Origin of the sequence: Shewanella sp. SW24, from assembly GCF_025653395.1 — a bacterium.
Lineage (GTDB): Bacteria > Pseudomonadota > Gammaproteobacteria > Enterobacterales > Shewanellaceae > Shewanella > Shewanella oncorhynchi.
The window spans coordinates 1-13124 of sequence record NZ_JAKKSH010000008.1; the positions used below are offsets into that span (position 1 = coordinate 1).

General features: G+C 47.3%; 7 protein-coding genes and 2 pseudogenes. 5 read left to right on the forward strand and 4 right to left on the reverse strand.

Features of this window, described 5'->3' with window-relative positions; all coding sequences use genetic code 11:
- The 3 genes and pseudogenes from L5M17_RS08290 to L5M17_RS08300 form a co-directional block, all read left to right on the forward strand.
- Window positions 1–234, forward strand: a pseudogene (locus L5M17_RS08290) (IS4 family transposase); the annotation flags it as partial.
- A 9-nt stretch (window positions 235–243) separates the two neighbouring features.
- Window positions 244–996, forward strand: a pseudogene (locus L5M17_RS08295) (efflux RND transporter permease subunit); the annotation flags it as partial.
- A gap of 199 nt (window positions 997–1195) precedes the next feature.
- Window positions 1196–3013: a sel1 repeat family protein gene (locus L5M17_RS08300; protein ID WP_263146611.1), complete on the forward strand. Its 1818-nt coding sequence runs from the start codon at window positions 1196–1198 to the stop codon at window positions 3011–3013.
- 158 nt (window positions 3014–3171) lie between these two features.
- Here L5M17_RS08300 and L5M17_RS08305 read toward each other — a convergent pair whose 3' ends face one another.
- Window positions 3172–6288 carry a M9 family metallopeptidase gene (locus tag L5M17_RS08305; protein WP_263146614.1) on the reverse strand — a complete coding sequence of 1039 codons (3117 nt, stop codon included), beginning with the start codon at window positions 6286–6288 and terminating at the stop codon, window positions 3172–3174.
- 409 nt (window positions 6289–6697) lie between these two features.
- Here L5M17_RS08305 and L5M17_RS08310 point away from each other — a divergent pair, with 409 nt between their 5' ends.
- Both L5M17_RS08310 and L5M17_RS08315 read left to right on the forward strand, forming a co-directional pair.
- Window positions 6698–7699, forward strand: coding sequence for an NAD(P)H-quinone oxidoreductase (locus L5M17_RS08310; RefSeq protein ID WP_263146616.1), 1002 nt, complete (start codon window positions 6698–6700; stop codon window positions 7697–7699).
- 490 nt (window positions 7700–8189) lie between these two features.
- The gene (locus tag L5M17_RS08315; protein ID WP_105251357.1) at window positions 8190–8594 is read left to right on the forward strand and encodes a hypothetical protein; all 405 of its coding nucleotides are present in this window, start codon (window positions 8190–8192) and stop codon (window positions 8592–8594) included.
- A 134-nt stretch (window positions 8595–8728) separates the two neighbouring features.
- Here the strand turns inward: L5M17_RS08315 and L5M17_RS08320 are convergent, their stop codons facing one another.
- The 3 genes from L5M17_RS08320 to L5M17_RS08330 form a co-directional block, all read right to left on the reverse strand.
- Entirely contained in the window at window positions 8729–9763 is a 1035-nt protein-coding gene (locus L5M17_RS08320) for an aldose epimerase family protein (protein ID WP_263146618.1), read from the reverse strand.
- A 190-nt stretch (window positions 9764–9953) separates the two neighbouring features.
- The gene (gene galK, locus L5M17_RS08325; RefSeq protein ID WP_028761840.1) at window positions 9954–11099 is read right to left on the reverse strand and encodes a galactokinase; all 1146 of its coding nucleotides are present in this window, start codon (window positions 11097–11099) and stop codon (window positions 9954–9956) included.
- A gap of 295 nt (window positions 11100–11394) precedes the next feature.
- Window positions 11395–13050 carry a cation:proton antiporter family protein gene (locus L5M17_RS08330; protein ID WP_131524398.1) on the reverse strand — a complete coding sequence of 552 codons (1656 nt, stop codon included), beginning with the start codon at window positions 13048–13050 and terminating at the stop codon, window positions 11395–11397.
- Window positions 13051–13124 lie beyond the last annotated feature (74 nt).

A 13124-nucleotide genomic window follows, 5' to 3' on the forward strand; every position in this document is an offset into this window, starting at 1 on the left:
TTGATGGTTCAATGCCTGTTGTGGCTAGTTGGTTTACACGCACAGCAACAGGGCTGGGATAAGCATTTTCAGGCCAATACCATTGGGCATCGAACGGTACTCTCAACGATTCGCTTGGGATTGGAGGTACTCAGGCGGCCTGATTATCAAATCACGGAGAAAGAATTGCTGGCGGCCTGGGTATTATTCGCCAATCAGTTGCTCAAATATGGCTATGCTATGGCTGATTTATGAGGGGATCCTTCAGGGCAAGCACTGCCATTGTCGCAATTTGTGTCGATTAAACAGACCACGGCAGAATCTAACATTAAGACGTTTATGGGTCTTGATAGCGCTGAATTGACGGCAGATATTATGCCCGGTTATTCAACTGATGAAATCAAAACCTACTTAGATGAACAATTGCCGACATTGCTTAATGATGCCCAAGGCTTTAAATACAATGGTGTGGTGAAGGATCTTATGGATTCGCAGGCGGGCACTCAGTCGCTATTCTTGCTGGCATTGGTGTTTATCTATTTGATTTTGGCTGCGCAGTTCGAAAGTTTTGTCGATCCCTTAATTATCTTACTGACAGTGCCCTTGTGTATTGTCGGTGCGTTATTGACCTTAGCCTTGTTTGGCCAGAGTGTGAATATCTATTCGCAGATTGGTTTATTAACCTTAGTGGGGCTAGTGACTAAACACGGTATCTTGCTGGTGGAGTTTGCCAATAAGCAACAAGACCAAGGTTTGAGTGCGATTGAGGCGGCGCGAAGCAGTGCCAAATCTCGTTTAAGACCGATTCTAATGACGTCTTTAACCATGATTTTAAGTGCGATTCCTTTAGCCTTGGCATCGGGACCGGGCTCGTTAGGATTAGCTAACATAGGTTTAGTCTTAGTCGGAGGTCTGTTAGCGGGCACTTTCTTCTCGTTATTTGTAGTGCCTGTGGCCTATGTCGCTATGGCGGAATTGAAGGCCAAGGATGTGCTTGCTAGACTGCGAAGTGCTTAAGTTGAGTTTTATGTGCTGGGTTTATCGCCCCTAGGCTGACAGGCATGGGTTCAACTTGCCTGTAAATACGTTATGATTTAAGCCAACGGCTAAACGCGTTGGCTTAATTTTTTGTCGATAACTTAATGATCTTTGTTGTATTTAAGCGAGTGTTTAAGTGCGAGTGGATTTGCCTCATCAGCGACGGAGAGCTGGCATTATGAGTTTGTTACATTGCCTTCATAGGGCTTTTTTATATTTGGCTTGCTCGGCTGGATTGATGTTTGCCTCTCCCGCCATGGCCTCTTTTTGGGATTCCTTATTTCGTAGTGAGTTGCCCGTCGATCAAGTGACTGCACCTGTAGATAGTCCGCGTTTCGAGTTTGTTGGTGTATTACCTGCTAATACGCAATTAGAACTTGTCGGTTATTACGTTTCATCTGTTTGTACCCGAAAGGAAATCCGTTTTCCCAGTGGTGATATTGCTAATCCCTACCGCGCGACATTCGAAGAAACCTCAGTGCTGCGGCAAGTGATTAGCAGTGGTAGCAAAGCGAGTGAGTTTTCGCTGCCCTTAGCTTTGAACGGTGGCGGCGATTGTCAGTGGCGGCTTGAGGATTTAATGCTCGATGTGACAATACTGCCGAACCATCCGTTGTGGCAAAGGGCTAAAGCACTTAAACAACAATATCTTGCTAAGTTGCAGCGCACTTCTGTTGTGGATGCGGCACAAGTTGCTAGCCAAACTACGTTGCCGACTCAAGTGTCACCCCACGATGATTTTTATTTAAGTCATGAACTTAATATCGATCCTATTTATGCGGGTAGCGAGGCGGATAATTCGTTGCTTGCGACTACGCCTTTATCTTTAGCGCCAGTTTACTATCCAGTATTTATTCATTCTCCTAAGGAAGACAAACCCTTCGAGGCTAGGCTGAAAAGTAGTTTGCAGCAAATTTCTAGCCTATGGGCTAGTCCTTATACTCAAGCGGTTCGTCGCGGTGATGAGACTGTGATGCGGGTGAATTTTAATCCACAGATTGCCGAACAGTATGAGGTCAATGTTTGGTATCAGCCTGATACGGTTGAGGTGAATTATCCCGATGGTACTCAATATACTTATGCTAACGGTGATGTGAAATTGTATGCCTATGGTAAACCTGAATCACAAATCAATACCTTAGCTCAGAGTTCAAAGGCTGCTGATAAACGATTGTTAGCACGTATCTATGAGCTTGGGCACGCCTTACCCAAGGATAAAATTAAGGCACAGAAATATTACCGTGAAGCCGCTGAAGCTGGCGATATTGAGGCGCTGCATTGGCTGCGAGATCAAGCGGGTTACGCGGGGCGTGCCGATGAAAAGATCTATTGGCTGGAGCGCGCCGCAAGCTTTGGCGATAATGCGGCAAAGCTTGAGTTAATCCGTTTACCTTTATCGGTTATTGAGCGTGGCTTGGTTAATACAGGTGCGGATAAGGTTCGTGAAACGCAAGCATGGCAGCAGTTAAATCAGCTAGTTGACCAAGGGTTGCCTGAGGCAAGAAGTCTGATGGCGTTTTATCAAGTGTTATCTTGTTCGCCCTATTTTAATGCTACAACGGCATTGGAAAATTATCGCCAAAGCGTTAAAGCTCAACCTGATTTAGCGCGAGATGCCGCCGAAACCTATTACTACTTTAAAGAGGACTTTGAGCAGAGCGAGGAGTTTTGGATAATTGCCGCCGAGCGAGATCTTTACGCCGCCGCTGAACTTGCCAATATCCTGTTATTGGAACCCTATCGAGATACGGTTAACGCGAGATACTGGTTAGAAAAAGTGACAACCTTGGGTGCCAAACAAGGCTTGCAAGCGGATATTCTAGGCAATGCTTACTTCCAGTTCGCAACCCTGTTAGATAAAGGCGAGGGTGGACCGGCCGATGCAAAAGCAGCGTTAACGCTTTATCAGCAGAGCATTGAAATGGCAGAGCGGTTTTCAAACGACTATGCAGCAAGGGCCAAGGAGAGAGTGCAATTGCTCGAAGGGATGCGCTAATAACGTATTGCCGCTAAAGACTCTATGACGTCAGTGTCGCTTATTCAGCTTATCTTCAATAAAAATCCCTGCAGAAGCAGGGATTTTGCTATTTATTCAAATGCTTGATTTATGCGTAATGGCTAAAACTGCTTACTTAAGCGATGCAAGTCATCAAACTAGCGTAAATCAACCTGCAGTGCGACTCCCGCACTCTGGGGCTCACTCTGCACTGTGATGTAATACCAACCCACGTTTGGTGCATTGACTGTGATACTTTCCCGCGTGTTGGCGGGTGTCACAGAGGCTGCATCGAAGTGTTGAGCATTCGCCCAAGTCGTCCCCGAAAACAGGCTAACATCACCACTGCCGTGGGCGGAGTTGATGCTTAGCTGATTCGTTCCCTCTGGTACCCAAAGGTAATAGTCGTTGCGCCCATCGGCGGTGCAAATGGCTTTGCCAGCACTGAGCTCACCATAACTTAAGGGTGATTGCGTCGCGCAGGCGTTGGCAATGAGCACTGGCTCGGGTGTGTTACTCGTGCCTGTGCTTAAGGTCAGTGTTACGCCGCTAAACTCAGTGGCAGTATCAATCGTGATATAACGCCAGCCACGATTGGCGCTGAAGCTAAGCGATTCTTGATTTCCTGCTTGAGCGCTCTTTGCATCGGCATTATCTGCGTCGGCCCACTGACTGGCATTGAAGTAAATATTGGCATCCCCAACGCCGCCCTTAGTGGTGACTGTGAACTGGGTATTATCTTCCTCAACCCAGAAGTAGAAGCTGTTACGCCCGCCACTGATGCACTCATTTTTGCCTAGGGTGAGCTTACCGTAATTTAAGGTCGCTGCGCCGCAATTGGCTGGTGGCTCAGGATCCACGCCGCCATCCCCCAGATCGGGGTCGATATCAGCAAATAGCTCAGTGGTGCTGACTTGCATATCGACACCACCAAAGTCCCCCGATAAGGTAATGTAGTGCCAATACTCGTTAGGGTTTAACTGCACCTTAATCACTTGATAATTACCATTACCGATACCAGCCCCTTGGTTTTGCTCAGGGCTTGCCCAGCCTCTAGAATCGAAATAAATGTCGGCATCTCCCCAACCACCGCCAATCTTGATCCAAAGCTCTTGGGCTGTGCGATCGGTATTGGTGAAGCTGAAACTGGCGCGGCCGAGTTTTGAATCGATACATTCCATCGGCACATTAATTTTCAGGCTGGCCGATTCAGTGTAACGGTAGGCTTCATTAGTCACTTGGCAAGGCGAGTAATCCTTACTGATAGTGCCTGCTGGTCCTGTCCAGTTGCCTTCGCGGCCACTAGGCTCAGCGTCGACATCACTCGGGCCCTTATCGACTATGCCATCGTCAGCCGTGCTTAAACCACTGGCGAGCCAACCCTGCCATTCGTTATCGTAACGTGTGCCGATATTATCCATAAAGGCTTGATATTCTGCATATTGATCGTTGCGTAGGTAGGCTAGAATCTGTCTCACATCGTCCCTGTGGTGTTCAAACATGAAACGCACCGCTAGATAGCCCCAGCGATAGATGCGGTCTTGGCCAGATTCATAGTTGTTTTTGAAGATGGTCGATAACATAAACTCACCGGTTTCGCCCATGGCAATTGCCGCAGGGTTTGCGTCACGGTAAGAGATGTATTCCGCGAGGCCTTCAATCCACCAAATGGTATTGGCCGAAGTGCCACGACTAAAGTCACCAAACAGGTTATAGCGTCCATCGAGGTAGTGTACGTATTCGTGTTGCAGGTTCCAGACGTGGAAATCCGGCGTGCGCCATTCGGCTTCATAGGCGATGAAACGTGCCTGATTTTTGAGTCCGGCGGGTGAGCCTTCTAAATACATGCCGCCATTGTCGGTACTGATACCAAATATACTGTTGGCTAAGGATTTATACTCAGACGAACTGCCGAAGATCACTAGCTCTAAGTCATCGTTGTTATCCTGCCCCACGGGTTGCATGCCCGTTTCGAGTTTACTGTGGAAATAACTTTCTTGGCTGGTCAGCACATCACAGGCCCATTTGGCTTGATCTTGATAGAGATCTTGGGCGCGGATCTTGAGACTGTCGGAGCATTTCCAATTAAAAGGTAAAGCATCGGCTTCTAACTGCGCCTTAAAACCACAGATATTGTAATCGTTACAATGGCTGCGATCGTAATAGTCTGCCATTTCTGCCGCCGCGTACCAAAGCACTTTGCTCGGTTCGGTTTTGCTGGTGCTGCTGAGGATGTTTTTGACCAGCTGGGTCACTCGCGGGCGCATGGCATCAATGTAATACAGCCTAGATAACTCTTTAACTGAGTTGACCAAAAGGTACTCTGCATTGGTGCCTAACAAGTTGCGATGTTCGAGTTGGAAGTTATTCAGCGCATCTAAAATCCCTTGATCACGCGCGAACAGCGCCTGCATGTCATCATTCCATTGGGCGCGGAATAAGGTGGTAAACACTGAGTTTGCTGCGGCGTTCATGGCGAAACTGGCTTGCCAGTAAGCGTCGTAGTCCGTAAGCACTTTGATAGTGACATGATTAAACTCGGCGCCGAGCTCGGCTGAGTCAATCAGGATTAAGGCTTCTTTCAACACGCCAGCATTAGCATCGGAGACTGTCCAAATCGCAGCGTTCGCAAATAAAGCGTTGAGGGCTGATTTTAAGCTGGCCTTAGCGGCGCTGCTGTAAGCGGGCACATCATTTGGGCTGTAAAACTGCACATAGAGGGCGGCGCGGACAAAGTAAATATGGGACTCAAGATGCTGAACATCGACCCCAGTGTAGTCCTTGGCTTTAGCGGCAATGGCATTAGCCACACTGATCACATTGGCCTCGCTAAATAGCGCGGTCGCAGCACTGCCTTTGAGGCTATAGAGCTTACCGACGCATTCGGGTGTCGATTGGCTCAGTTCATTGACTAGTGCCTGACCTGATTTCCCAACAAAGTCACTGCAGTCGCTGACTTGCATCGCGGCGCTACGATTCTGCAACTTAAGTGGGGGTTGCTCCGAGACCTCTATCTGACGTTTCTGGCGTGAATGAATCTTAGGCTGCTCTGTCATCGTCGGATCATTGGGGGATGCCATCAATGGCGTCTCCCGCAGTAGCGGTCTATGTGATTCAATTAAGCTAATTGGTGCAGAGGGCGGTGGCGGGACGGGTTGAGCTGGTGAACTGTTTGGTGTGTTGTTGCCTAATGGGGGGCTTGCATGAGTGTTATGGGCAAGAACGGGAGTTGCAATCGCTAAGCTAATTGCTGCGAAGAGTAGTGTGTTTTTCATTGTGTATCCGTAGTTATCTAGTCTGCAAAGCAGATCTTCCTTGGGCGTTATTTGATGCATTTAACACAGACTTGCATCAAACCTCATTGGATTATTTGCGTGATAACAATAGCGCGACAAACATCGCAGCCAGCAAATAATGCCTCAGAATAATGGCTGTAAGTTTTTAATATATCTAGTATTTGTCATAATATTTTTTTGATACATCTTTTCTGTTCAGCTTAGGTTCAGCTTTCAGTTCAAATGGTTAACGTCAGCCGCTTGATTTAGTGCGATGGAATATAGAATGGAATAACTGTGGCTATTTGGCTTGAAATTGCGCTAGCTTAGCCGCATTAAGGTTTAGCAAACGAACCGTTTAAGCATAGCAATCTGCTATTAGGTTGGTGCCATTCTCACAGGAGCTTTTATGTCAGCTTTACCAAGCGAGTACACCCATATTCATGTTGAGCAACCTGGGGCGCCCGAGGTGATGCGGCTATCGCGCTCACCTTTGCCTGTCCCTGCGGCGGGGCAAGTGTTGATCCGCGTGCATGCAGCAGGAGTGAATGGCCCCGATGTTAAACAAAGGGTGGGCGCGTATCCACCGCCACCGGGTGCATCACCGATTATTGGTCTTGAGGTTGCTGGGGATATTTGTGTCCTCGGTGACGGCGTGAGCCAATGGCAAGTTGGCGATAAGGTATGCGCCTTAGTGCCGGGCGGTGGTTATGGCGAGTATGTGCTCACCTATGCGGCCCATTGTTTGCCGATCCCGACGGGTTTTAGTTATGTGCAGGCAGCAGCGCTGCCAGAAACCTTCTTCACCGTATGGGGTAACCTGTTTATGCGTGCGGGACTCAAAGCGGGCGAGACGGTACTGATCCACGGTGGCTCAGGTGGCATTGGTAGTACGGCTATTCAGTTGGCCAGTGCGCTGGGTTCAAAAGTAATAGCTACGACGGGACAGGATGAGAAACGCGATTATTGCTTGAGCCTTGGCGCCGCTGAAGTCATCAACTATCGTACTCAAAACTTTGTTGAACCTGTGATGGCACTCACTCAAGATAAGGGCGTAAACGTGGTATTTGATATCGCGGGTGGTGATTTTATCAATCTTGACTTACAAGCCTTAGCGATGGACGGGCGTATGGTGTCGGTAGCTATGCAACGGGGGCCTAAGGCCGAGGTTGAGATTTTCCGCCTGATGGCAAAACGTATCATGTGGACAGGGTCGACCCTAAGACCGCAGAGCGTGGAGGCCAAAGCCGCCATTGCTGCTGAATTATTGGAGAAAGTTTGGCCGTTGTTAAACGCCCATAAAATTGTCCCCAATATTTTTGCAACCTTTCCATTAGCACAGGCTGCTAAAGCCCATGCTTTGATGGAGTCGGGTGAGCACAGAGGCAAAGTAATACTGACTGTCATTTGAGCTAGGCATACTTGGTTTTGCAGCGACATATTTGCTTTAAGTCGCTGCCATTCGAGTCAATCTAGAAGACATTCTGACATCATAGTGGCTTAGTCATTGTTCGGTAAATATGAGTTTGTAGCGCTGTAATTAAATCCTCATGGATAACCTTGATGGTTAACTTTACAGCAACCTAGAATTGTTAACGTTGATGACTCATCAAACACCATAGATATGATTGCTTTTTCTTGGGAATAAAACTTGCCGCGTCGATTTTTTAGACTAAAGTCGTTAATGATTAAACTTTTTGGGTACTTTGGCAGAAATTAATACGTAATTAGTGAAAATTTCATGGTATGAGGCATTGATTATCGGAAATATTCTGTAAAAATACCCAGTTGAAAACGTCAGAGACTTTCAGGCGCTATTCGTGGATCAAAGCAAGCGATGCTTCGCTTATTCAGGCTAAAAAACTCATGGTGTATGTGTTGATTTAAGGGTATTAGCATATATGTATAACACAGCAAAGAAACAGGTTTGGTATGGTGAGCTGAGAACATCGAAAGGCAACGCGATTGTCGTCCATGACAACCAGCTGCCCGATGCCTCCCCAGGACGTATCTACCTATACAATACCGATCGCGATGCGATCATTGAGTATGTGGAAGATATAGTCAAAGTGAACCTATACGACTTAGATGAGGCTGCGTTAAAAGCTGCTGAGGCTAAGTTTGGTGGTGCATGGAAGGCGGCAAGATCTCAATTTATGAGTAAACATCAAGCTCGCATTGACTTGAACAACGTGAAGGAAACTGCGCCTGTACGTAAGGCGAAGCCTGAAGTTGAACCAGAAGTCGAATCTGATGCCGTTGGCGTGGATTTTGACGATGATTGGGGCGATGATTTTGATGATTAACACAGTGTCGGCCTAAGGGCTAACACTGTGAGTGTAAGGAATAAAGTAGTGTTTATTTTATTCCTTATCGCTTTATTTATTCCCTTCTGCTAAACCGCGTTTTTCCTCGTTTTCTCAATTTTTATTGCGAATGGCTACGCATCGGCATCGAACTGATAACGACTGATGTGGTGATAAACCTTGCCTGGCATTAACCAAACGTTATCACCAAAGCGCTCGCCTTGGTTCGGTGAGTCTGGCAGCATCTGCGGCTCTAAACACACAGCATGATGTTGATTTAATACCTGTTGATTGCGACCTACAGTGCCATTTAAAAAATTAGCACAGTACAGCTGCACACTCGGTTGATTAGTATAAACCGTCATAGCGCGACCGCTGATGGGACTGCTTAAACAGCCAAAACGGGCGAGTGAGCCATCGGGATTATTCATCATATAACAGTGATCATAACCGCGAGTGCTTGCGAGTTCAGCGGCATGCAGCTTGTCACCTAAGCGTATTGGTTGACTTAAATCGAAAATCGACCCTGTCGTCTGGGCAATACCTGTGGGAACACTGACATCGTTCATGGTCAGATAGCGCTTGGCATCGATTTGCATCAGATGCTCGTGATTGGTCTCTGAACCATCGAGGTTGAAATAACTGTGCTGGGTGAGGCTTACGGGACAGGCTTTATCGACGGAGGCTAAGATTTCTACGTACAAATTATTGCCTGCGAGGCGGTAATCCAGCTGAACCGTGCAATTACCGGGGAAACCCATGTCGCCATCTGGGCTCATTAAGGTCAAACGCACACCGTCGGGGAGTTGACCTAGTTGCCAGTTTTTACGATTAAAACCCTCACGGCCGCCGTGCAAACAGTTAGTCGCTTGGTTTACATCTAATTGATAATCATGCCCTTGATAGTGCATTTTGCCGTTAGCGATGCGATTTGCAAAGCGGCCTGCAATGGCACCTAAATGAGCCGATTGGGTCAAGTAATCTTCGGCGCTATCACAACCTAAGACGATATTGGCACGTTCGCCGTGTTTATCAGGAGTCCACAGAGCGCGGATAATACCGCCTAAGCTGATGACTTCTAATGCGAGTATGCCATTGTCGATCCGAACCCGTTCGATTTCACCGCCGCGGGGATCTATCCAAGGATCCAAAACACTGAAACGTACCATTTAGCTTCCCTCTGTGTTGAATATGCTCACTACTTATTGTGTTAAATTAGTATGTTAACCCTATTATTTGCCATCAACAGCATAAAGTTCAGTGATGAATTCGTATGTTATCGACGGCGTAGTCACTCTATTCGGTTGTTTTTGGTTTAAGTGCGGCTAAGTGCTTGTTCTAGCAAATTGCCTGTTCTGGCTAGTTATCGATGCGGCCCGCGCCAGCGCTGGCGGAACATAAATACACTGTGGCATCGATGGCGGTTTTTTCGAAGAATTCATGTTCAACGGCGGCAACAACAGCGTCCGTCAGTTCATGGTCGACTAAGGCGACCACGCAGCCGTCGGTCATGCGGATGCCACCACGTTCGCCGATCACTTGGCTAACAATTTCAACTAAAGTATCAAATTCGGGCAGTGTGACTTCAAAATCATCACGCAGAGAAGCATGGGATTCTGCCATTAAACGACTGAATTTTTGGATGTTATTTTGCTCTAGGGCGCGGGCAGCATTTTGAGTTCTTTGGTTCTCAGTGACTACGTGTTTCGCCCGGCGGTATAACACTTCATCTAAATCGGCCTTTGCGCTTTCTAGTTGGCGTAAATCGAGGTGACGCAGAGCATCTAAGCCAAAGTACTCTGCCGCTTGTGCACACTCAGTGCGACGTTGCTCATTGGTCGCGGCTAAGCGTTGTTTCTCGATATGGGCATCTATGATGATAAGGCTTAGGTTTTCTGGAATGGGAATAGCTTCGCTATCGAGATCTAAGCAGTCAATCAGGAGTGCATGGTCTTGCTCACCCATGGCGCTGCACATTTGATCCATGATGCCACAGGCCGACTCAACATACCTGTGTTCGCCGCGCTGTGCGAGTTGCGCCACTGCCATTGGGGATAAATGCAGTTGGCTGGTATCACTAATGGCTGTACCGAAGGCGACAACGAGTGCGCCCGAAGATGAAAGACCTGCGGCAAGTGGCACATCGCCCACAATGGCTAAGTCTAAGCCCTTGGCTAATAAGCCAGTTTGCGCCATAGCCGCAGTAAAACCTTTGAGGTAATTCACCCAGCCATCTTGCGGGTCCATGTCGTTTTCTTGGCCGAAAACCCACTCTTTAATTTGTCCGGGAAACGCATCGGCGACGGCTCGAAACTTAGTGTCGTCACGGCGTTTTACCGCAATCACTGTATGAAAATTAATGGCTGCCGGGAGTACAAAACCGTCGTTGTAATCCGTGTATTCACCGATCAGATTGACGCGCCCTGGGGCTTGATATAAATCATCGGCTTTAGTGCCAAAGGTTTGGACAAATAACTTAGTGGCGCGTTGCGCAGGGTTTGACATGCTGTAAAAAATTCCAAAAAAGCTGAGCTAATTTCGTTACCGTCATCGATTTATATCACGACTGAGTCAGTGATGTAACTGAGATTTTTTGCTGAAATGGCGATAGGCTGCAATGAGTAAATCGATACTGGGATGAGGAGGCAAAATAGCGTATTGAGTGTTTTATCTAGTTAATTGATTTGTAAAGATTAGTCAGCATTTAGTTGGATGCCGCACAAACTAGCAGAGGATGTTACTGCTCGTTTGTGCGACCTGTTATGGCGTGATTTTAATTTAATGCAGCATTAGCAGGCACTTAACTACGTGGCTCCGCATTAAGTTTAGGATCAGGCACTTGTACAGTATCTTCCGCTTGAACTGTGTTTTTCTCCGAGTTTTGCAATAGCTCGTAAATCACATGATCCACAAAACCGGCACCTGCGGCTTCGTACAGGTTGTACACACTGTGTACACCCGATTCTCGAAGCGCCGCAGCATCGTCACTGTACTGCACAATTGCACTGATTTTGCCTTGATAATTCAGTTTTTTGAGTTGCTCAACTGCAAACATATTTCCCGCGTGGTGCGGCATGGCTAGCAGTACCAGTTCAAGATTAGGTGCTCTGTCGAGTTTTTCCCAAAAGTCGGTATCTGAGGCGTCACCTTGCACTACATTGCGACCCTTTGTTTTATGTAAGTCGACTAAGTCTTGCTTGTGTTCAATACCGAGAATTTCCCCATCAAATTGTTCCCTGAGTTCATCATAGGCACCGCTACCAATACGGCCCATGCCTAAGATTAAAAAGCGTGGATTGCCAATGGCGATGGGTCTGTCTTCTGGGTGTAACGGGCGTTTTTCGAGCTTGATTAAACGCTGCTGGAATCGCTGGTAGATATTACCGACGGTGGCGTTAAGTGGCGCGGCGAGTAAAAAACTAAAGCTTAATGCCACGGCGATGATCACTAGCCACTCAGGAGGTAACCAACCTTTATAGGTGGCTACTGCGGCGACGATTAAACCGAATTCACTGAAGTTACCTAGGTTAAACGAGCCCAACATAGAGGTACGTGAACGCAGTTTAAAGCGAGTCAGAATGTAGACAAACAACAGGATTTTAAGTGGCACTAACAACACCAATAGCGCCGCGAGGACGATATCCGATACCGTAGGTAAGCCATTGAGTCCTATGGTTAAGAAGAAGGCAACGAGGAAGAGTTCTTTAAAATAGAACAGGGATTTTGCCAGCTCGGAGGACTTTTTGTGGCCCGCCAACAAGATACCGATAATCAGTGCGCCGAGATCGGGTTTTAAACCAACAGATTCAAATAACCAAGCGCCAACCACGAGTGCCATAACTAGGCCGAAAAGGACTAAGAGTTCACCGTGGCCGACACGGTCGAACGCTTTATAGATGAGCGGTTTAGCTAGTGGCAGTAAGAGTAATGCAAAGGCCCATACCGAAGGTACATCGCCTTTAGAAATGGTTAAAAACAGTACGGCGAAGATATCCTGCATAATCAAGATACCAATAGCGACCCGGCCGTAGAGGGATTGCACGTCGCCTTTATCTTCTAACACTTTGACCGCAAATACGGTGCTGGAGAAGCTTAACGCGAAGGCAATTAACGTCAGTTGTTCTAGGTTCAGACTCGTGAGTTGGCTTAAGCCCAGTAAGCCGAAGAGTTTCAGAATCGGCACAAAAATCACGATCGAGAGTACTAAGTGCACACTCGAACCCGCCCATACTTCGGCCTTGAACAGGCTACGAATATCGAGTTTTAACCCTATGGCGAACAACAGTAAAGTGACGCCTAGGCTGGCGAGTTCTTGCAGTAATGGCAGGCTTTCTTTATCTATTCCTAAGATGAACAGTACAAAGCCTGCCACTAAGTAGCCGATGAGCGGAGGGAGTCCTATACGGCTGACGAGCATGCCGCAGATGAGTGTAATAATGAGGATGCCTGGTTCCATGATGCTCCAATCTAAAAAGTCTAAAATTGTAAGTGATTGTATAAGAAATCTATGACACTTGGATAAAAAAGCGG